The following is an 18,781-nucleotide window of genomic DNA, read 5'->3' as shown; positions in this document are numbered from 1 at the left end:
ACGATTGAACAGAAAGAAGCATTAGATGTCCTTCCTATCCCGCCTTTTCGGAACGCAAGCCGACCCGCGCGAACAGTGGCGCCCCCTGTGGCACCGCGTCGTGGAAGAAGCGCGCGATCCCGACTGGTACCGGATGTGCGGCGTTGCCGACACGATCGAAGGCCGCTTCGACATGGTTACGCTCTCGCTGAGCCTCGCCTTGCTGCGGATGGAAAAGGATGCGGACCTCGCACCCCACACCGCCCTACTGACCGAACTGTTCGTCGAAGACATGGAAGGCCAACTGCGCGAAGCGGGCATCGGCGACCCCACGGTAGGCAAGAAAATCGGCACTCTCATGAGCACCATGGGCGGGCGCCTCGGCGCCTATCGCAAGGCGCTGGCCGACGAAGACCGCGCGGCGCTGGCCGATGCGGTGCGCCGCAATGTGACCATGGCGCAGGAGGATGAGGCCGAGGCGCTGGCGGAACGCATGATCCGCCTCGACAAGCGCCTTTCGCGGACCAGCGCCGACCAACTGCGCAAGGGCGAGTTCGCCGCATGAGCGCGTCAGAACTCTCGCGCATGATCAAGCCGCGCGCGCTTCCCCCCGGCGAAATGGCTATCGAGGCGAACGAGGCGGAGCGCGCTGCACTTGCCGCCCGTTTCGGCATCACCTCCCTGCCCGCCCTGTCGGCCCGCGTGACCTTCGAACCCAAGGGCGAGGCGGTGATTGCTCGCGGCAACCTTGCCGCGAGCGTCGAACAGCCCTGCGCGGTCAGCCGCGAGGATTTCACTTACGAGGTCGCCGAGGAGTTCGAACTGCGCTTCGTCCCCGAAAGCGCGCCCGCGGCGCACGAACCGGACGAGGAATTCGAGTTGAGTTCCGACGATCTCGACGAGATCGAATACGAGGGCGAAGCCTTCGATATCGGCGAGGCAATCGCGCAGGAACTCGGCCTTGCCGTCGATCCCTATCGCGAAGGCCCCGAGGCTGACCGCGTGCGCGCGGAAAAGGGCATCGAAAGCGACGAAGACCGCAAGCCCAGCGGCCCGCTGGCAGAAGTGCTGGCGAAGCTGAAGAAATAGAGAGCGCAAAAGAAAAGGGCCGCGCAATGGCGGCCCTCTTTCGTCTATCTGCTGGCGATCAGAACGGGATGTCGTCGTCGAGATCGTCGTAGTTCGAACCGCCACCCGACTGGCCGCCACCGGACGATCCGCCGCCCTGGTTCCAGCCGCCGCCCGAGCCACCGCCCGACGAACCGCCGCCCTGGTCCCAATTGCCACCGCCGCCACCGCCGCCGCGATTGCCGCCGCCGCCACCCTGGGCGCCATCGAGCATGGTCAGCGTGCCGTTCATGCCGCGGATCACGACTTCGGTCGAATAGCGGTCATTGCCCGACTGGTCCTGCCACTTGCGGGTCTGCAGCTGGCCTTCGATGTAGACCTTGGAACCCTTGCGCAGGAAGCGTTCGACCACGCCGACGAGACCTTCGGAGAAGATCGCGACGGTGTGCCATTCGGTCCGTTCCTGACGTTCGCCGGTGTTGCGGTCCTTCCAGGTTTCGGTGGTGGCTACGCGCAGGTTCGCGACCTTGCCGCCGTTCTGGAAGCTGCGGATTTCCGGGTCTGCGCCCAGGTTTCCGATCAGCATGACTTTGTTGAGGCTACCGGCCATCGAATCGTTCCTTCGTAACTTGTTGGCACGTGGCCTAACGAAGCGAGCGAGTCGGTTCTAGGGCGCGAACAAGCTTTCCACCGAAGCGGAGCTAAAGCCCGAGGCTCACCGCGATCCAGTAAGTCGCCCCCGCCGCCAGCCATGCGAGCGCGAAGAGATAGCCGACCATGACGGCGGGCCATTTCCACCCGTTCGTCTCGCGCCGGGCGACCGCGATGGTCGACAGGCACTGCGGGGCGAAAACGAACCACGCAAGGAAGGCCAGCGCGGTCGGCAGGCTCCACAGGGCGGCGATCTGGGCGGTCACGCCCTGCGCGGCGAGTTCCTCGTCCTCAGCATCGACGGCATAGGTCGTGGCAAGCGCGGAGACCGCAACTTCGCGCGCGGCGATGGCGGGCACGATCGCCAGGCTCATCTCGCGGTTGAAGCCTACGGGCGCGAGCACCGGGTGCAGCGTATCGGCGATGGCGCCAGCAAAGCTCGCATCGAGCTGGCTTTCGCCGGGTTCCGCCTTGGGGAAACTGAGGAGCACCCACAGCGCGATCGTGGCGACGAAGATGATCGTACCGGCGCGGCGCAGGAAGACCCAGGCGCGCTGCCACAGGCCGATGAGGAGGTCCTTAAGGCGCGGCAGCTGGTAGCGCGGCAGTTCCATGATGAAGCCCGAGGCCGCGCCCTTGGTGACCGTGCGGCGCAGCACCAGCGCGACCGCCATGGCTCCGACGATACCGGCGACGTAGAGCGCGAACAGGACAAGGCCCTGGAGGCCCACGCCCGGTCCGACGCTGGTCTGCGGGATCACAGCTGCGATGACCACGGCATAGACCGGCAGGCGCGCCGAACAGGTCATCAGCGGGGCGATCAGGATGGTGGTCAGCCGGTCCTTGGGATCGGAGATCGAGCGCGTCGCCATGATGCCGGGAATGGCGCAGGCAAAGCTCGACAGCAGCGGAATGAAGCTGCGGCCCGACAGGCCGACGCTCGCCATCAGCCGGTCCATCAGGAAGGCCGCGCGCGCCATGTAGCCGCTCGCTTCCATGACCAGGATGAAGAAGAACAGGATGATGATCTGCGGCAGGAAGACCACGACCGAGCCAACGCCTGCCAGCACGCCTTCGGTCAGGAAATCGCGCAGCAGTCCTTCGGGTAGCGTATCGGAGACGCCTTGCGAGATGACGCCCACCCCGCCTTCCAGCGCATCGGCAAAGGGCGTCGCCCAGGCGAAGACGGCCTGGAACACCACGAACAGCAGGCCGAACAGGATGACCGGCCCGATCCACGGATTGAGCAGTACGCGGTCGACGCCGTTCTCGATCGTGTGACGGGTCGATTTCGACAGGATCGCGGCGCGGGCCATGTGCTTGGCCGACAGGCGCCGTTCGGGCAGCGTGACGTGCCAGCGCGTGTGCGCTTCCTCGTCCGCATGCGTTTCCGCCTCGGCGATGGCGTCGGTCAGTTCGGCAAGGCCCTTGCGGCGCACGGCCACGGTCGGGATCACCGGCACGCCCAGCGCCTGCGACAGCGCCGCCGGGTCGAGCGTCAGACCGTCACGTTCGGCAAGGTCGATCATGTTGAGCGCGACCACCGTGGGCCGCCCCAGTTCGAGCACTTCCTGCGCGAAAACGAGATGCTGTTCGAGATTGGCCGCGTCGAGCACCAGGATGATGACATCGGGGACGGCCTCGCCCTCGAACGTACCCTTGACCACGTCGCGGGTCACCGCCTCGTCCGGGCTGGCGGCATCGAAGCTGTAGGAGCCGGGCAAGTCGAGCAGTTCGACCGGCTCGCCGCTCGGCAGGACCAGGCGGCCCGCCTTGCGTTCCACCGTGACGCCCGCATAATTCGCGATCTTCTGGCGCGCGCCGGTCAGCGCGTTGAAGAGCGCGGACTTGCCCGAATTTGGATTGCCGACGAGGGCTGCGGTGCGCTTGCGGCTCATGCTGCTTCCACCTCGATCGCCTTCGCGTGGACGCGGCGGATGGCGATGGTCATGTTGCCGAGGCGCAGCGCCAGCGGGTCGCGCGTGCCGAACACGCCGCGGTGGATCACGGCGATTTCCGCGCCTTCGTCCACGCCCAGCGCCTTGAGGCGCTTGCCTTCGTCCTCGGCCAGGCTGGCCCAGTCCACGCCGGTGATACGCGCCGGCTTCCCGCTTTCGAGAGCGTCCAGAGTCATGCGGGCCGCCCTGTCAGATCGCTGCGCTTATTGCAACTGGTTATCAATAGCGGCGATTAGCGCGCCGGATAGCGCAAACGGCCAAGGAAGCGCGACAGGCTGAAGGTCTCTCTTTCGGGGTTGAGCCACTTGGCCTTCACCTTCTCGAACTTCATCACGCCTTCGATGCGCCGGTCGAGGAAGGCACGCGTCTCTGCCTTGCCCTCGCTTTCGTCCTCGACGAACACGGCCAGCGTCGCACCGTAGATCGAGGCGAGGATCGCGCGCTTGGTATAGTGGTTGTAGTCGGTCGCCGTATCGCCGGCGAGCCGCCACATCAGGTCGGCGGTCTGCCAACCACGCTTCGCCGAAGCAGGCGCGTTCTGCGGCATGGCCATGATGGCGAGCGCGCGGCGCAGCGCCTCTTCCTGTCCTGCCACAGCGTCGAGGCGGAACTGGACGAGGCTGCGGATGCGCTCGCGGATCTTCATCGGGCCGATGACGTCTTCGGGGAAGGCAGCGGCCATGGCCAGGTCCACCGCCTCGATCCAGGCGAAGACAATGTCGATCGCACCGCCCTTGAAGGCAAGGCGCGCGACATCGATGTCCGCGCCCAGCTGGTCCGCCGCCACTTCGAGCGCGGCATCGCTCCACCCGTCGAAAATCGCCGCATCGGCGATGGCGGGGGCCAGCGCAAGGCGCAGTTCGTCGAGCGTCAGGTCGGCAATATCGGGAGCGGCGGTTTCAGCCATCAGTTCGGTCCGTAGGTTTCGGCCTGCTTGCCGCGCGCCTCTTCGGCGGCAGTGATCGCCGCCATGACCTTGCTGTCGTCGCCCATCAGCTTGGCATAGTCGCGCGCCGTGCGGCCCGAATTGTCGGTCCGGTCGAGACTGGCTCCGGCCTTGATGAGCACTTCGATCATGGCCACGTCGCGGCGGTGGATCGCGCTGATCAGCGGGGTTTCACCGGCGACATTGCGCACGTCCACGTCCGCCCCGCCCTGGGCCAGCCGTTCGACGCCTTCGACGAAGCCGAGCTGTGCGGCAATCTGCAAGGGGGTGACGCCGTTGCGGTCGGCGATGTTCGGATTGGCCCCGCGCTGCAGCAGGAAGCGCACCCAAGTCAGGTCGCGGCGTTCGGCCACGGCATGCAGGCCAGTCTCGCCCGTGGTAATGTCGCGCGCATTGACGATGGTCGAGCCCGGTTCGTCCAGCAGCTGCGTGGCAGTGTCTCCGTCGCGCTTGCGGACCGCCTCGAGGAATTTCGAGCCGTCCGAGCGTTGCTGCGCCGCCACCGGTGTGGCCACCAGGGCGACCATGCCGAATGCCAGGGCCAGGAAACGGGATACCGGATTTACGCGCACCTTGGACTTTCTCCTTGCGGAATTTACGTCTGAGAACAGTTGGCCTGCCCTTGAATACGGGCGCTTAGCAGACCATGAACCATGCTGTCATGCCCCACAAATTCACTGTTGCCCTGACCGCTCTCCTTCTCGCCTCCTGCAATGCCGCACCGGCAGAGGAACCGCCGCTGGCCGGCGCTGCCATCGGGGGCGATTTCACCCTCATCGGCGAAGACGGCAGCGAAGTTTCGTGGAGCGATTTTTCGGGCAAATACCGCATCGTCTATTTCGGCTATGCCTTCTGCCCCGATATCTGCCCGACCGACGTCCAGCGCGCGATGGCGGGCCTCAAGCAGTTCGAGAAGGATTCGCCCGATCTCGGCGCGAAGATCCAGCCGCTCTTCGTCACGGTCGACCCTGCGCGCGATACGCCGGAAGTGGTCGCGGAATTCACCGACGCCTTCCATCCGCGCCTGATCGGCCTCACCGGCAGCGAAGCGGATATCAAGGCCACGGCGGACAAGTTCGCGGTCTATTTCACCCGCGGCGCCGACAGCGAGGCCGGCGGCTATCTGATGGACCATTCGAACATCACCTATCTCTTTGCGCCGGACGGCTCGCCGCTGGCCATGCTTCCGACCGATCAGGGGCCGGAAGCGGTGAAGGCGGAACTGGGCAAATGGGTGCGCTAAGGGACCGCTTCTGGGAGCTGCCACTGGCGAAGCTCAACCAGGAGGAATGGGAGGCGCTGTGCGACGGCTGCGGCCGCTGCTGCCTCCACAAGGTCGAATACGAGGACACGGGCGAGATCGAAGAGACGAACGTCGCCTGCACCCTGCTCGATTGCCAGACCGCGCGCTGCAAGGACTACAAGAACCGCAAGGCCTTCGTGCCCGACTGCCTTCGCCTGACGCTGAAGCTGGTCGACAAGGTGCCATGGCTGCCCGATACCTGTGCCTATCGCCGCCGTGCCGACGACCGCCCGCTGCCGGGCTGGCATTACCTGCTCACCGGCGACCGCGAGGCGGTGATCCGCGCCGGCGTATCCGTCGCCGGGCGCGTGATCAGCGAAGACGAGGCAGGCCCGCTCGAGCACCACATCGTCGAATGGGGTGACGGCGAGGACGGGTGGGAAGAGGCGGCGGCATGATCGAGTGGCTGCGGGGCGAGGCGCTGGAGCCGGAAATCACCATCGCCGGCCGTTCGCTCCCGATCGAGATAAAGCGCCATCCGCGTGCGCGGCGCCTGACCTTGCGGCTTGCCCCCGACGGCAGCGCAGTGCGCATCACCCTGCCGCGCTGGTGCGCCAGCAAGGAAGCCATCGCGTTTGCCCATGCGCGCGCCGCATGGCTCGAAGCCCAGTTGGCCAAGGTGCCCGAAACGCATGACCCGGTCGCCAGCGGCACCCTGCCCTATCGCGGGGAGGAAATCGCCATCGACTGGCGCGCCGATGCTCCGCGCAGGCCGGTGCTGGCCGACGGCAGGCTCACGCTCGGCGGGCCGGAGGATACGCTGGCGCGGCGCCTGCAGCGCTGGCTCGAAGCCGAGGCGGAGCGGCACTTTGCCGACGATGCCGCGCAATATTGCGCCCGTGCCGGCCTCGCCGCGGCGCCTGTCCGCCTGACCCGCGCCAAGCGGCGCTGGGGCAGCTGTTCGAGCGAAGGCGTGCTGCGCCTCAACTGGCGGCTGGTGATGGCCCCCGACCACGTGCGCCGTTCGGTGGTTGCGCACGAGGTCGCACACCTCGTCCATTTCGACCACAGCCCGGCTTTCCACGCGCTGCTCGACAGCCTGTTCGAGGGGGAGGTGGAGGACGCGAACGCCTGGCTCTCGCGCCACGGCCGCAAGCTCTACGCCAGCTTCAGCTAGCGGAAAGCCGCTGCGTCTACTATCTCGGCCCCATGCGCTACTTCAGACGAGTGAACCCGGTCGGGGGTGTGGCCGACTTCTGGACCTATATCCGCCAGCCCCAGCCCCATCGCTGGGCGTTCCTGGCGCTGTCGGTCGCCTTCTGCCTCGGCCTGATTTCCATCCTGACGCACGAGCGTGTGTTCATGCCGCCCGAGGAATATGACGTCGAATACATCCGCACCTTTGCCGAAGGCCGGACCGACGAGGAAATCCGCCAGTCCAACATAGAGAACCAGCGCCGCAAGGAAGAGCGCCAGGCGGAACTCGACCGGATCGAGCAGGAAAAGCGTGATCTCTATCGCCGCGTTGGCGCCGCCACCGGAGTCGATACGACCGCCGCCGAAGCCAAGGCCGAGGCCGAGCGCGCCGCCGCCGAAAAGGCCGAGCGCGAACGGCTCGAGCGGCTCTTCGGGGAACGCCAGCAGGCCACGGACAAGCCGGTTGCAGACACCGCCGACTGACGCGCACTGGCTCGACGCCGCAGCGCGCCTCGCCGCGCGCGGCCGGCCCCTGTCGCGCCCCAATCCCGCGGTCGGATGCCTTATCGTGAACGACGGCATTGTCGTCGGGCGCGGCTGGACCGCAGAGGGCGGCCGCCCCCATGCCGAGGCCGTAGCACTGGCACAGGCCGGCAACCGGGCGCGCGGTGCCACTGCCTATGTCACGCTGGAGCCCTGCGCCCACAAGTCCGAGCGCGGCCCCGCCTGCGCGGACCTGCTGGGAGGTTCGGGCCTCGCCCGCGTGGTGATCGGTGCCGGAGATCCGGACCCGCGCACTGCGGGTGGCGGCATCGCGCGACTGAAGGACGCAGGCATCGAAGCCGTACTCATGGCATCGCGCGCGTCGCAGGACAGCCTTGCAGGCTATCTCATGCGCGCTGCCGAAGGCCGGCCTTTCGTGACGCTCAAGCTCGCGCTCTCGCTCGACGGCTGCATCGCGAAGGCGGATGGCGAGAGCCAGTGGATCACCGGCGAGGAAGCGCGCGCCCATGTCCATTTGCGCCGCGCCATGCAGGATGCGATCCTCGTCGGCGGCGGCACTTGGCGCGCGGACCGCCCGCGTCTCGACGTGCGCCTGCCGGGTCTCGAAGGGCGCACGCTCCGCCGGGTCGTGCTCACTCGCGGCGTTCCGCAGGAAGGCGCGACGATCATCAACCACCCTGCCCAGATCGCGGGCCTCGACGGCGTGCAATATCTCTATGTCGAAGGCGGCGCGCAGACGGCGGCCAGCTTCCTTGCCGAAGACCTCGTCGACCGGCTCGAAATCTATCGCGCCCCGATCGTCATCGGCGGAGGGCGCCCCGGCATCGGCGACATTGCTATCGGTTCGCTGGCGGATGCGCACGGGCGCTGGGCGGAAACCGAACACCGCCGCCTTGGCAGCGACCAATTCACCGCCTATCGCCGCACGCGCTAAGCAAGGGGCCCGTCACGCATGTTCACCGGTATCGTCACCGCCATCGGCACCATCGAAAGCGTCGAGACGCGGCGCGACACGCGCGTGACCGTGGCCTGCCCTTTCGACCCGGCCACCATCGACATCGGCGCATCGATCGCCTGTTCGGGCGTGTGCCTGACCGTGGTGGAACTGGCGGGTGAAGCAGGCGCGGCGCGCATCGGCTTCGACGTATCGGGCGAAACGATCCGCCGCACCGTCCCGGGCATGTGGGCCGAAGGGCGCAAGCTCAATCTCGAACCTGCGCTGCGCCTCGGCGACGAGCTTGGCGGGCATCTCGTGACCGGCCACGTCGACACGGTCGGGCAGGTGGTCGCAGTGCGCGATGCAGGCGGTTCGACCATGCTCGCCATCCGTATCGGGCGCGAATTCGCGCCCTTCGTGGCGGAAAAAGGCTCGATCACCGTCGACGGCGTGTCGCTGACCGTGAACGACGTGCGCGACCGGACCGACGGGACGTGCGATTTCGCGCTCAACATCATCCCGCACACGGGCGAAGTCACCACGCTGGGCGACTTGAGCGAAGGCGATACCGTCAATCTCGAGATCGACGTGCTCGCCCGCTACCTCAAGCGGATGCAGAGCCTGCAAGGCTGACCCTGCGCGCAGCCGTCAGTCGGCAGCGCTTTCGGCCTCTTCCGCCACCACGTAGAGATAATCGACATAGGCCATTGTGGCCCCGTCGATGCCGTTTACCTTCGGGTCGCTGCTGTCGATCAGGAACCATTCGTTCGGCGCATGGGCCCCACCCCCGCGGCTCAGGCCGAACTGCGAGGCCGGCAGGTTGAGCGGCGCACCGTTGAAGATGACCCCCGGCCAGCTGCCCGCGCTGCGCGGCGTGATCGAATAGGGAATGCCCGACTGTTCGAAGAGCTTCTTCTGCGCGCGGATCAGCGTGCTGTCCTCGTCGGTCTCGTTGGGGCCATAGCCGCCCGAAATCGTCACCTGCACATCGTCGAAGCCGCGCTTGGCAAGGTGGGCCTTGAGCTTGCTCACGGCCTCGTCCTTGGTCATCGCGGGCACCAGGCGGAACTCCAGCTTCGCTTCTGCGCGGCCCGGCAGCACGGTCTTGCCGCCCGGCCCCATGTAACCGGCGACCAGCCCCTGGATATTGACCGTGGGCTGCGAAACCAGCCGCTCGAGACTGGTGACATAGGGTTCGTCGTCGATCCACCGGCCCACGCCCAAGAGCGCCTTCACTTCCGATTCGGGATTGAGCTTGGCGCCTTGCGCGATCAGTTCCTTCTGCCGTTCGGTAAGCGGCCGCACGTTTTCGAACCAGCCGTCGATGGCGGGCGTGTGCCCGTCATCCGCGACCAGCGTGTCGAGCGCCTTCACCAGCCGCCAGACTGGGCTTTCGATGCGCGCATGGTTGGAGGAGTGGATGTCGGTCTTGGGATATTTGTCCGACGTCTCGCCGCCCACGACCAACTGGAACTCGATCGCGCCCTTGGCGCCCAGCGTGATGTTGGCGCTGCCGTCCTTGCTCTGCGCGGCAGAAGGGATGAAGACGCCGATCGTCTTGGACAGGGCTTCGCGCACCTGCGGCACGGCAACGACCTGGTGGAAATTGGTCGAGGCGACCTCTTCCTCGCCTTCGGCCACGAGCACGAGGTTGACGGGCAGCTTGCGTCCGCTGGCCTGGATCGCCTTGATCGCGGCGAGGAAGGCCGTCTGCGGCCCCTTCTGGTTGACCGCGCCGCGGCCCATGATGGCCTTTCCTTCGCCCGGACGGTCGACCAGCCTGCCTTCGAGCGGGGGCGAGCTCCATTCCGCAGGATCGTACTGCTTCACGTCGTACATGAAATAGATGCCGAGCGTGGTGTCGGCCCCCGCATCGAGCGTGGCGAAAACGCCCGGCACGCCGTCGGTGGGAATGATCTCGGCGTGCTGGAACCCGGCATCGAGCGCGAGCTTGCGCATGTATTCCGCGCCCTCGGCAGTGTTGCGCTTTTCCGCCGCGATGGTCGGCAGCGCGATCCAGTCGCGCAGCGCCTGCACGGTCGCCGAGCGCTGTTCGACCACGGTGCCGAGGATTTCGTCACGGTCGGGCGTTTCGGCATTCGCCGGAATGGCCGCAAAGGCCAGCAGCGCCACCGCGCCGAATGAAGTCGTCAGCCGAACCATAATCGTCTCCCCTGTGATCGTGGGCGAGACTAACACCCGAGCCGGGCTGCGCAATGGGGTGGCGGCACAAAGAAAAAGCGGGGCAGGCCGCAATGGCCCGCCCCGCTCGAAAGTCGCAGCTGTGCGCTTGGGCCTTAGAGGCCGTCGACGCTCTTGCTGACGAGGATGTTGACGGCAACGCGACGGTTCTGCGCCTTGCCTTCCTCGGTCGAATTGTCCGCTGCCGGGTCGGCTTCGGCCATGCCCGTCGGCGTCAGCATGCGATACGGCTTCCAGCCGCACTGCTGCTGCAGGTAGTTCACGACGCGGCTGGCGCGCTTTTCGCTAAGTTCCTGGTTGAACTCGTAATCGCCGGTCGAATCGGTGTAGCCGACCACGAGCAGCAGCGCGTTGTCCGTTGCATTCGCCTGGTTGGCGGCATCGCACAGGTCACGGCGCGCATCGTCCGACAGGGCATACTTGCCGGTGTCGAAATAGACGTTGGTCGTGCCCTTGACGTTATACTGGTCGATGTCCGCGACACGGCTGCGCAGCGCGTCGGTGGCCGCTTCATTGGCGGTGAAGCGCTGGTCGGTGCCGTTCTGGATCATCTGCGCGGTCTTGAGGTCCTTGTTCTTGACCGCGACCTTGGCTGCGATCAGCCCGCGGTCGCCCCACTGGACGGTTTCCACGGTGACCGGCAGGCCGTTGAGCAGGGCTTCGGCGCCCAGCTTGTCACGGTTGAGGCCGAGGAAGCCGCCGCTGCTACGCACTTCGGTAGCCGCGCTGATCGTCACCACGGTGCGATTGCCGTCGGCGGTGGTCACCTGGATCTTGTCGTCCTTGCGGGCCGAGATGATGCCTTCGACTTCCGGGCCTTTCGGCATGTCCGAGAGGTCGGCCGGGGCTGCGCCGTAAACGGTCGTCAGCACTTCGCCTTCCTGCTGGTCGTAACCCTGTGCCGAAACGCCGGCGACCGGCACGGCAAGCATGCTGACCGCGGCAATGGCGACAGCGCTCTTGGAAATGAACTTCATAATCTTGCTCCTTCGATTGACCGTCCGGCGACGCAGGTCCGGTACCGCTGGCACCGCTGCTCCCCTGATATTCCCGCCGGCCGTCAGAGCCCCTTCGTGTCTAATTGGTAGGTTCTTATCGCTTTGGTTGGGACGGACAGACGATCCGCCGCCCGCGAAGCCCGTGCGCAAGCCTACCTTGCGAGCCTATTAACAGCCTCGCATACCCCGTTACCACAGGGGGCGGTTCGGGCACAGTCTGCGGTGAACCGAGCCGTGGACGGTTTTTCGCAGGTTGCGCGCGGGTTTCCTACCGAGCGCGAATCTGCACGATGCCGCGCCATGTCGTCCCCCACATTCCGCCCAGAAACCGGCCAACACCGGCAATTTGCACAGTCCGCAGGTTTTTCCCGTAAAGACCGTGTTCCAAGTGTTCCAACCTGTAGGAGGCCGCCTGCGGCAAGTCCTGCCGCGCTCCTACATCAGGCCAGCGGGCCGGATGCGAAGCTTTCGCCGGTGATCTCGTAGACCAGATGGACCACGCGCTTGCCCTGGTAGCGATCGACTTCGTAGCGGCGCGTGCGCTCCGCCCCGATGGCCTCAAGCGCGTTGCGCGAACGGTAGTTGGTATCGCCGACGCGGAACTCGACCACCGCCACCTGCGCCAGCGCGTGAGCGAGCATGGCCCGCTTCATCTCGGTGTTGATGCCCTTCCCCCAGCAGGCGCGTTCGAGGTAGGTCCAGCCGATCTCGACCACGCCGCCCTCTTCGGGGTCGTACCCGTCATAGCGCGATGCGCCGACCACGCGGCCGGTGTCCTTGCGGACGACAGCAAGGCCGCCGCCGCTGGCAAGGCATTCGTCGAAGAAGCGGTCGAAGACCTCGCGCCGCCAGCGGTCGTGGATGGGATGCTGTTCCCACACCATCGGATCGGAGGCGACCGCGAACAGCGCCTCGCGGTCGTCTTCCGCCATCGGCCGGATCAGCAGCCGCTCGGTCTCGAGGGTCGGCTGCCGGTCCATGTGCCTTCAGCCCTTGGTGACGTCGGCCAGCGCGGCGATGAACTTGTCGGTATTGCCCGCGTGGAGACCGGCCACGTTGATCCGGCCCGATCCTGCCATGTAGATGGCGTGATCTTCGCGCAGGCTCGTGATCTGCTCCTTCGACAGCGGCAGCATGGCGAACAGGCCGTTCTGCTGGGCGAGTGCGGCAAGGCCGAGGCCCGGCACTTCGTTGTCGGCTGCGGCCAGCCGGTCGCGGACGCGGCGCATGCGGGCGCGCATCTCGTCGAGCTCGTCCAGCCAGACCTGCGTCATGCCCGCGTCGCTCAGCGCAACGCGAACCGCTGCGCCGCCGTGATCGGGCGGCATCGACCAGTTCGCACGGGCCAGCGCATTGGCATTGGACACGATGGCCGCCAACTGCGCCGGTTCCTTCGCCATCATATAGAAGGCACCCACGCGGTCGCGGTAGAGGCCGAAGTTCTTGTCGCAGCTGTAGGCGACCAGCGCTTCGGGCACGGTATCCAGCACGATGCGCACGCCGGTGACGTCTTCTTCCATACCGTGGCCAAGGCCCTGGTAGGCGATGTCGAGGATCGGCAGCACGCCGGTTTCGGCGAAGGCCTTCGCAATCTCGCCCCACTCCGCATCGGTGTAGTCGATGCCGGTCGGGTTGTGGCAGCAGCCGTGCAGCAGGACCGCGTCCTTGGGCCCGGCATTGCGGATCGCGCCGAGCACGGCATCGAGATCGGCGGTGCCATCGGGCGTTGCATGGCGGAAGGGCACGGTTTCGACGCCCACGTCGTCGAGGATCTGGGCATGGTTCGGCCAGCTGGGCATGCCGAGATGGATGCGCGTGACGCCCGCCTTGGCGGCAAGCGCGACGGCAAGCCGGACGGCGCCCGTGCCGCCCGGCGTCTGCATGCCGCCGATCCGGTCGGTCAGCTGGCAGTCCTTGCCGAAGATGTAGGGGCGCAGCACCTCCACGAAGCCGGTATCGCCTTCGGGGCCGAGGTAGGACTTGCTGTCCTGCTCGTCGATCAGGCGCTGTTCGGCTTGCTTGATCGCCCGGAAAACCGGGGTCGCGCCTTCATTGGTGCGATAGACCCCAACGCCGAGGTCGATCTTGTCCGCGCGCTCGTCGGCGGCGTACATCTTGATCAGGGCAAGGAGGGCGTCTGGCGGCTGGGCGTCAAGTGTATCGAGCATGGGCGCCCCTTTCGCCCAACAAACGAAGGGCCGCAACCGGAATTCGGTTGCGGCCCGTATAGGAGCCCTTGTTGTGAGTGCGACCTCTGCTCGGGGCAGCCCTTTGGAGGCTCAGAACGGCAGCCAGCGCTGCTTCTTGGAAAAACGCATGTAGCCCGCGTTGACGCCGAGCCGGAGCCCGGCACCCATGCGGATCGGTATGAGGACTACGTCGCCCTTGCGGACGTAACTCGCGGTGAGGCCGCCGATCAGATAGGCCTGGCCTTCCGCGGCGGGGAAGCGCTCGTAAAGCTCTTCCGTGTCGTAAAGGTTGTAGACGAGCACGAAAGTGCTGCCCGCGTTCGCCCCTGCATCGAAGCCGATCGAGGGGCCGGTCCAGTAGACCGGCATTTCGCCTTCCACCTTGTGGAACAGCGTGCCCGAACCGTAGCGCGCGCCGACGACGAAAGCCCCGCCTGCCTCGCGACCGACGATGTAGCCGTTGGGTTCGCCCTGGTCGGCGAGCAGTTTCTTGATCATCTGCGCCAGGCCTTCGGCGCCCTTGCCGAACACGCCTTCTGCCGCACCGATGAGGTCATCCTCGCGGTAGGTGGTGGCAGGATCGTCGATATTGGCGCTCGCGACGCGGGCGGACGCTGCCTCTTCGGCGGACTGTTCGGACCAGACCGGCGGGGTGCCGGATTCGGCCGGAGCAGCCTCGTCTTCGAATTCGGGCAGCTCGATGGCCGGCTGCGTTTCGGGGTCCGCGTAAGGCGAAGGCTCGCCCGGCGCCTCTTCCAGATCGCCGTCGATGACTGCTTCATAGGCGGCATCGGGGTCGACCGTTTCGACCTGTGCCGAAAGGGGCGTCGCAAGCAGGCCGAGCCCTGCGGCCAGGCTGACAAGGATGCTGCGTGCCGTATTCATCTCGATATTCCCTTCCCGTGACCCTGCCCGCAGGCGCGCCAACGAAGGTCACGTGCGACAGGAGAATCGCTTTCAAGCAGGCGGGCAATGACAGGGCGATGAACCGAATCGGATTCGCGCCGAACCGAGTCCGGGAAGCGGTGAATCGTGGAGGGAGGAATTGCACTTGATGGCCGGTGCCCCCCTAGCTATAGCGCGCCCCTCGCAGCCGAGGCTTGCGATGCGGAGACGTGGGTGAGTGGCTGAAACCAGCTCCCTGCTAAGGAGCCATACCTGGTAACGGGTATCGAGGGTTCGAATCCCTCCGTCTCCGCCACCTATCTTTCCCAAGGCTTCTCACTCCTTGCCTATTCGACTGTAATCGCTTGCATTTGGCGGTGTTCGGTGTCCTAAGCGTTGTCACCCAATGCCACCTAATGCCAGATGATATGGGGGCACTTTGGGGGCACGAGATAAGTGAGGTGGGGGCATGCTGACCGACGCAGCAGTCAGAAAAGCGAAAGCGCGCGAGAAAGACTATAAGCTGGCCGATTCAGGCGGCTTGCATCTCTTTGTCACGAAAGCGGGTCATCGGTCCTGGAGGCTGAAATACAGATTCGGCGGCAAGGAAAGACGAGTTGTCTTCGGACCATACCCGGAAGTGTCGCTAGCCCAGGCGCGCATTATGCGCGACGACGCGAAACGGCTTCTTCGAGAAGGTCGCGATCCGAATTACGAAGCCAAACTCGCGAAACTGGCTAACACGCAGCGTCACGAGCACACGTTTGAAGCGTTGGCGCGCGAATGGCACGGTGTGCAGAAGGACCGCTGGACGGAAGTTCATGCAGACGATGTCATCAGCAGTATGGAGCGGGACCTTTTCCCGGTTTTGGGTGACCTGGCGATGGCAGACATCGATGAGCATCTCGTTCTATCGACTCTTCAAGTAGTCGAGGCGAGGGGAGCGATCGAGACCGCACACCGACTTCGCCAACGCATTGCGAGTGTTTTCAAGTTTGCTCGCTTTAAGCAGGTCGTAACACACAATCCTGCCGATATAGGCGAGCTCTTGAAGCCCGTGCCCCGAGGCAAGCGGTGGCCGGCACTTCTCGATCTGGACGAAATACGTGGCCTGATCGCTGCAGTCGACCGTGCCGGCGCCAATCCAGTCACCCGCTTGGCATCACGGTTCATGGCTCTGACCGCTCAGCGTCCCGGGATGATAAGGACTGCTCCGTGGAGCGAATTCCACGAGATTTCATGGGACAATCACGGCGCAGTCGATGAGAATGCTTACTGGCTCATTCCATCGGAACGCCTGAAGTTGGTACTTGAATTGAAAGGCGATGACGCTTTCGACCACAAGGTCCCGCTGGCTCGCCAGTCCGTCGAAGTACTCAAAGCGGTTAGGCGACTGACTGGTCACGGAACTCTGGTTTTTCCGGGCAATCGCTCCTCGTTTAGTCCTTTGAGCGAGAATGCGGTCAACTATATGTATCATCGCCTTGGTTACAAAGGCCGCCACGTCAGCCATGGTTGGAGGTCGTCATTTTCGACCAACATGAACGAGCATTTTGCGCGCCAACACGTGGGAGCCGATCAGCGCCTCGTACTTGAGCGTCTGATTGTCGACTTGATGCTCGCGCATACGCCCGCTGGAATGTCAGAAACCGAACGCCGATATAATCGAGCAGGATATATGGATCGTCGTCGCGAAATCGCGCAGCTCTGGGCCGACTGGATCATGGACGAGCAGATGAGCAGCACCGAGTTGCTTGAAGGGCCAAGGCGACCACTATCCAAGTCTCGCTAGGTTGGATTTTGCATCCAATCGGCGATTTGGGACTCACGCCAAGCAACCATGTTTACGCCGAGATTAACTTGGCGGGGGAAAGTGCCCCTCCCGATTTTTCGGTATAGGGTGGAGCAGCTCATACCCGTCACATAGAGAACCTCTTCGACACGCATGAACCGATCCAAACGCGCGTAGTTGCCGACAGAAGGCGGTTGGGTGCCGCTGTCGAGCGGGCACAGTGGTATCTCTTCATCGTTTTCCAGACGCTCGGCGGACATTCGGCGGTCGATGCGATTGTTTTTGGGCATGGGCGTTTCTACCCATGTCCAAGGCGAGCCGCGCATGGGGCACCCCACCAACCCTTCTCTTTGGTGCCCATTGCTGTAGAAGAAACTCTGCTAAAACATCGACTTGCTGACCAATTTCCAACCGTTCCGCCATGGGCAAACTCAATTGCTCTCTATTCAGAAAATGGAAACAGGGTCTAATCTCTGAGAAGGCGCCCACTCCATAGTCGTCGCCTTTTGCTTGCCAGTTGGACCAGATGTCCTGCAGGTTGATGGGTTTTGTATCATTGAAGATCTCTTCAGCTTTATCATCGCGCAGCAAAATCGAACGATAGACGAGAAAGGCCTTTGAAACTGCCGCATCGTTTACACGCGGAAGGTTTACCGGTGAGAATGGAATCATCCGAGGACGCACGAGAACGCCCTTCCCTACGATCTTCGACGCATTGTCCTTCAGCTGCACCAAGCGCGTGACCGCAAAGATGAGCGTTTCGAACGATGTCATGCCGAAAATCTCCTTGTGGAGCGAGTCGGCTGGTTGGTTTCGAAGGAAGTCAAAAAATGTGAGAGCCTGCTTGAGCGCACTTCGACGACTAGCGCAAGCACCCTGCAGGATGACAAGCAGCTCTTCCTCTGAAAAGGTAAGTCGAGCCACAATCTCTTCGGCCTTTGGCTTGAGGTCCTTGACGAAATCACGCTGTGGCCATTGTTTCGATTCTCCCATCACTTTCTTTGAGATCAACTCAAGTGCACTGAGCAGTTTATGGGCGTCGGCGTAGAGCCCGCTGAGCATTTGCTCTCGTTCAGAGATCGTCAGTCGGATTGGGAATCGGTCTATGACATTACCGCGCGCAGCAATCATCTGCACTTGGTGCGCGCAATGGTAAACCAGAAGTCGAGCGATCAATGATTGCATAAGTTCGCGAGTTTCTCTCGCTGTCGTTCGCCCTCTAGAAACCTTGATCGCTTTGCCGAGTCTCCCTCGGATCAGCAGATGGAAAGACGTCGGGCTGATCTTCATGATCCGAACGAGATCTTTTGCGTCCTGCACGGGATCGAGATCGAGCGCATCTGCGAGGAGCTCACGAGCACCTGGATGTGCGCGGACACACAGCATCCGATTTAGCCGATCTACAACTGAATCGATTTGAACTTGATCTGCAGCTTCAGCGCTAACGTGCAAGCGTGGCATCCGGACGCGATGATCCATTAAATGCAGCAATGGAAGTCGCTGTGGTATGTCAAACGCGAGGGTAGCGTGAGCATATTGAAAGCGGCTCATGTTCTTTCGAAGAATGGTATCGATATTGCTGTCAATCGCATTGCGAACACCCTCTTCACTGAAATCTGACCCGACATCGATTTTGGAGAAAAAGGCACTCAATTGAAGCTCCTGATGTATTTGTAATGCGCCTGATAAGGCGCTGATTTGCGCAGGACAAACAAGGGTGGGTGGGGTGCCCCCCGCCCATCGAACTGCGATCTGTGGTGAAACCCTGATGTCGGTCGAAAGCCGATCAAATCAGGAGTTGAAACAAGTGAGTAAAGATATCGTTGAGCTGGCCAAGGCCGCTTCAGGGAAGCTCGATCAGAAGCTTCTCAAACAGAACGAAAGCAAAATCGCGGCGCGACTGTATGTCGAAGCGGTTCTCGATCAGCATGCGAAGGTGAAGCTGCCGCAGTTGCTTGCCTTGCCCGAAACCGAACAGCTGATGAAGCAATATGCGGTCAGCAAGAATATGCTTGCGACTGCCCTGACGGAAGCACGGGCAAAGCGGAAGGCCGAAGAGCCTAAACCGGCTGTCAAAATTCCTAAGCGGAAACGCCGCAGCAAAGCGAAGGAGGAGGGCTCAACGTCGATGCATTCCTCTCCAGATCTGCTGGCCAGCGTAAGCGCGAATTCCCCTTCGCCCAGTGGTCGGATCGAAAACGGAAATATCGACGACCTTTAATTTCGCAATCT

At 63.9% G+C, this 18,781-nt stretch carries 22 protein-coding genes and 1 tRNA gene; 11 read left to right on the top strand and 12 right to left on the bottom strand.

All coding sequences use genetic code 11. The annotated features are described in order from the left end of the window. Positions 1–25 precede the first annotated feature (25 nt). Entirely contained in the window at positions 26–544 is a 519-nt protein-coding gene (locus LC083_RS09510; RefSeq protein ID WP_226700195.1) for a ubiquinol-cytochrome C chaperone family protein, read from the top strand. Then, entirely contained in the window at positions 541–1,068 is a 528-nt protein-coding gene (locus LC083_RS09505; protein WP_226700194.1) for a YceD family protein, read from the top strand. The genes LC083_RS09510 and LC083_RS09505 overlap by 4 nt, the downstream gene beginning before the upstream one ends. A 58-nt stretch (positions 1,069–1,126) precedes the next feature. Here LC083_RS09505 and ssb read toward each other — a convergent pair whose 3' ends face one another. The 5 genes from ssb to LC083_RS09480 form a co-directional block, all read right to left on the bottom strand. Beyond that, entirely contained in the window at positions 1,127–1,657 is a 531-nt protein-coding gene (gene ssb / locus LC083_RS09500) for a single-stranded DNA-binding protein (RefSeq protein ID WP_226700193.1), read from the bottom strand. 91 nt (positions 1,658–1,748) lie between these two features. Next, positions 1,749–3,596 carry a ferrous iron transporter B gene (gene feoB, locus LC083_RS09495; protein ID WP_226700192.1) on the bottom strand — a complete coding sequence of 616 codons (1,848 nt, stop codon included), beginning with the start codon at positions 3,594–3,596 and terminating at the stop codon, positions 1,749–1,751. Beyond that, the gene (locus tag LC083_RS09490) at positions 3,593–3,832 is read right to left on the bottom strand and encodes a FeoA family protein (RefSeq protein WP_222554553.1); all 240 of its coding nucleotides are present in this window, start codon (positions 3,830–3,832) and stop codon (positions 3,593–3,595) included. The genes feoB and LC083_RS09490 overlap by 4 nt, the downstream gene beginning before the upstream one ends. A 56-nt stretch (positions 3,833–3,888) precedes the next feature. Continuing rightward, positions 3,889–4,563 (bottom strand): COQ9 family protein, encoded by a 675-nt coding sequence (locus tag LC083_RS09485; RefSeq protein WP_226700191.1) that lies wholly within the window; start codon positions 4,561–4,563, stop codon positions 3,889–3,891. Next, positions 4,563–5,174 (bottom strand): ankyrin repeat domain-containing protein, encoded by a 612-nt coding sequence (locus tag LC083_RS09480; RefSeq protein ID WP_226700190.1) that lies wholly within the window; start codon positions 5,172–5,174, stop codon positions 4,563–4,565. Before LC083_RS09480 ends, LC083_RS09485 begins: the two co-directional genes overlap by 1 nt. Positions 5,175–5,263: 89 nt before the next feature. Between LC083_RS09480 and LC083_RS09475 the strand changes: the two genes are divergently transcribed. From LC083_RS09475 to LC083_RS09450, 6 genes are read left to right on the top strand one after another with little or no spacing between them, the layout of a single operon-like run. Beyond that, a complete protein-coding gene (locus LC083_RS09475; protein ID WP_226700189.1) occupies positions 5,264–5,845 on the top strand; it encodes an SCO family protein in 582 nt (193 codons plus the stop codon). Next, on the top strand, positions 5,833–6,303 hold the full coding sequence (locus LC083_RS09470) for a YcgN family cysteine cluster protein (RefSeq protein WP_226700188.1): 471 nt from the start codon (positions 5,833–5,835) through the stop codon (positions 6,301–6,303). The genes LC083_RS09475 and LC083_RS09470 overlap by 13 nt, the downstream gene beginning before the upstream one ends. Next, the gene (locus tag LC083_RS09465; RefSeq protein WP_226700187.1) at positions 6,300–7,022 is read left to right on the top strand and encodes a M48 family metallopeptidase; all 723 of its coding nucleotides are present in this window, start codon (positions 6,300–6,302) and stop codon (positions 7,020–7,022) included. Before LC083_RS09470 ends, LC083_RS09465 begins: the two co-directional genes overlap by 4 nt. A gap of 32 nt (positions 7,023–7,054) precedes the next feature. Then, positions 7,055–7,525 carry a hypothetical protein gene (locus LC083_RS09460; RefSeq protein WP_226700186.1) on the top strand — a complete coding sequence of 157 codons (471 nt, stop codon included), beginning with the start codon at positions 7,055–7,057 and terminating at the stop codon, positions 7,523–7,525. Then, on the top strand, positions 7,506–8,480 hold the full coding sequence (gene ribD / locus LC083_RS09455; protein ID WP_226700185.1) for a bifunctional diaminohydroxyphosphoribosylaminopyrimidine deaminase/5-amino-6-(5-phosphoribosylamino)uracil reductase RibD: 975 nt from the start codon (positions 7,506–7,508) through the stop codon (positions 8,478–8,480). Before LC083_RS09460 ends, ribD begins: the two co-directional genes overlap by 20 nt. A gap of 18 nt (positions 8,481–8,498) precedes the next feature. Further along, a complete protein-coding gene (locus LC083_RS09450; RefSeq protein WP_160606096.1) occupies positions 8,499–9,116 on the top strand; it encodes a riboflavin synthase in 618 nt (205 codons plus the stop codon). Between the two features lie 15 nt (positions 9,117–9,131). Here LC083_RS09450 and LC083_RS09445 read toward each other — a convergent pair whose 3' ends face one another. From LC083_RS09445 to LC083_RS09425, 5 genes are all read right to left on the bottom strand, one after another. Next, the gene (locus tag LC083_RS09445) at positions 9,132–10,646 is read right to left on the bottom strand and encodes a M20/M25/M40 family metallo-hydrolase (protein ID WP_226700184.1); all 1,515 of its coding nucleotides are present in this window, start codon (positions 10,644–10,646) and stop codon (positions 9,132–9,134) included. A gap of 134 nt (positions 10,647–10,780) precedes the next feature. Continuing rightward, the gene (locus LC083_RS09440) at positions 10,781–11,662 is read right to left on the bottom strand and encodes an OmpA family protein (RefSeq protein WP_226700183.1); all 882 of its coding nucleotides are present in this window, start codon (positions 11,660–11,662) and stop codon (positions 10,781–10,783) included. A gap of 461 nt (positions 11,663–12,123) precedes the next feature. After that, positions 12,124–12,663: a GNAT family N-acetyltransferase gene (locus LC083_RS09435; RefSeq protein WP_226700182.1), complete on the bottom strand. Its 540-nt coding sequence runs from the start codon at positions 12,661–12,663 to the stop codon at positions 12,124–12,126. A 6-nt stretch (positions 12,664–12,669) separates the two neighbouring features. Continuing rightward, positions 12,670–13,851, bottom strand: coding sequence for an aromatic amino acid transaminase (locus LC083_RS09430; RefSeq protein ID WP_226700181.1), 1,182 nt, complete (start codon positions 13,849–13,851; stop codon positions 12,670–12,672). Positions 13,852–13,962: 111 nt separating this feature from the next. After that, positions 13,963–14,757 (bottom strand): DUF1134 domain-containing protein, encoded by a 795-nt coding sequence (locus LC083_RS09425; protein ID WP_226700180.1) that lies wholly within the window; start codon positions 14,755–14,757, stop codon positions 13,963–13,965. A gap of 224 nt (positions 14,758–14,981) precedes the next feature. On the opposite strand from LC083_RS09425, the gene LC083_RS09420 reads away from it, so the two are divergent. Next, positions 14,982–15,073 (top strand) — tRNA-Ser (locus LC083_RS09420). A gap of 153 nt (positions 15,074–15,226) precedes the next feature. Further along, positions 15,227–16,549, top strand: coding sequence for a tyrosine-type recombinase/integrase (locus tag LC083_RS09415; RefSeq protein WP_226700179.1), 1,323 nt, complete (start codon positions 15,227–15,229; stop codon positions 16,547–16,549). Here LC083_RS09415 and LC083_RS09410 read toward each other — a convergent pair. Both LC083_RS09410 and LC083_RS09405 read right to left on the bottom strand, forming a co-directional pair. Continuing rightward, positions 16,546–16,704, bottom strand: a complete 159-nt coding sequence (locus LC083_RS09410; protein WP_226700785.1) for a helix-turn-helix transcriptional regulator — start codon at positions 16,702–16,704, stop codon at positions 16,546–16,548. The genes LC083_RS09415 and LC083_RS09410 overlap by 4 nt on opposite strands. Positions 16,705–16,780: 76 nt before the next feature. Next, entirely contained in the window at positions 16,781–18,202 is a 1,422-nt protein-coding gene (locus LC083_RS09405) for a hypothetical protein (protein WP_226700178.1), read from the bottom strand. Between the two features lie 115 nt (positions 18,203–18,317). Here LC083_RS09405 and LC083_RS09400 point away from each other — a divergent pair, with 115 nt between their 5' ends. Further along, entirely contained in the window at positions 18,318–18,770 is a 453-nt protein-coding gene (locus tag LC083_RS09400) for a hypothetical protein (RefSeq protein WP_226700177.1), read from the top strand. The last annotated feature ends 11 nt before the right edge of the window (positions 18,771–18,781 follow it).

The sequence above is a fragment of the Qipengyuania gaetbuli genome, assembly GCF_020524765.1.
Taxonomy (GTDB): domain Bacteria; phylum Pseudomonadota; class Alphaproteobacteria; order Sphingomonadales; family Sphingomonadaceae; genus Qipengyuania; species Qipengyuania gaetbuli_A.
This window is presented reverse-complemented; position numbering and strand designations above follow the sequence as displayed.

Bases quoted from the DNA above. Each gene is read 5' to 3' on its own strand.
- LC083_RS09475 (WP_226700189.1), top strand. From the start codon at position 5,264: ATGCCCCACAAATTCACTGTTGCCCTGACCGCTCTCCTTCTCGCCTCC.
- LC083_RS09415 (WP_226700179.1), top strand. From the start codon at position 15,227: ATGCTGACCGACGCAGCAGTCAGAAAAGCGAAAGCGCGCGAGAAAGAC.
- LC083_RS09410 (WP_226700785.1), bottom strand. From the start codon at position 16,704: ATGCGTGTCGAAGAGGTTCTCTATGTGACGGGTATGAGCTGCTCCACC.
- LC083_RS09435 (WP_226700182.1), bottom strand. From the start codon at position 12,663: ATGGACCGGCAGCCGACCCTCGAGACCGAGCGGCTGCTGATCCGGCCG.
- LC083_RS09505 (WP_226700194.1), top strand. From the start codon at position 541: ATGAGCGCGTCAGAACTCTCGCGCATGATCAAGCCGCGCGCGCTTCCC.
- LC083_RS09445 (WP_226700184.1), bottom strand. From the start codon at position 10,646: ATGGTTCGGCTGACGACTTCATTCGGCGCGGTGGCGCTGCTGGCCTTT.
- LC083_RS09460 (WP_226700186.1), top strand. From the start codon at position 7,055: ATGCGCTACTTCAGACGAGTGAACCCGGTCGGGGGTGTGGCCGACTTC.
- LC083_RS09400 (WP_226700177.1), top strand. From the start codon at position 18,318: ATGTCGGTCGAAAGCCGATCAAATCAGGAGTTGAAACAAGTGAGTAAA.
- ssb (WP_226700193.1), bottom strand. From the start codon at position 1,657: ATGGCCGGTAGCCTCAACAAAGTCATGCTGATCGGAAACCTGGGCGCA.
- LC083_RS09430 (WP_226700181.1), bottom strand. From the start codon at position 13,851: ATGCTCGATACACTTGACGCCCAGCCGCCAGACGCCCTCCTTGCCCTG.
- LC083_RS09425 (WP_226700180.1), bottom strand. From the start codon at position 14,757: ATGAATACGGCACGCAGCATCCTTGTCAGCCTGGCCGCAGGGCTCGGC.
- LC083_RS09510 (WP_226700195.1), top strand. From the start codon at position 26: ATGTCCTTCCTATCCCGCCTTTTCGGAACGCAAGCCGACCCGCGCGAA.
- LC083_RS09450 (WP_160606096.1), top strand. From the start codon at position 8,499: ATGTTCACCGGTATCGTCACCGCCATCGGCACCATCGAAAGCGTCGAG.
- LC083_RS09485 (WP_226700191.1), bottom strand. From the start codon at position 4,563: ATGGCTGAAACCGCCGCTCCCGATATTGCCGACCTGACGCTCGACGAA.
- LC083_RS09490 (WP_222554553.1), bottom strand. From the start codon at position 3,832: ATGACTCTGGACGCTCTCGAAAGCGGGAAGCCGGCGCGTATCACCGGC.
- feoB (WP_226700192.1), bottom strand. From the start codon at position 3,596: ATGAGCCGCAAGCGCACCGCAGCCCTCGTCGGCAATCCAAATTCGGGC.
- LC083_RS09465 (WP_226700187.1), top strand. From the start codon at position 6,300: ATGATCGAGTGGCTGCGGGGCGAGGCGCTGGAGCCGGAAATCACCATC.
- LC083_RS09470 (WP_226700188.1), top strand. From the start codon at position 5,833: ATGGGTGCGCTAAGGGACCGCTTCTGGGAGCTGCCACTGGCGAAGCTC.
- LC083_RS09440 (WP_226700183.1), bottom strand. From the start codon at position 11,662: ATGAAGTTCATTTCCAAGAGCGCTGTCGCCATTGCCGCGGTCAGCATG.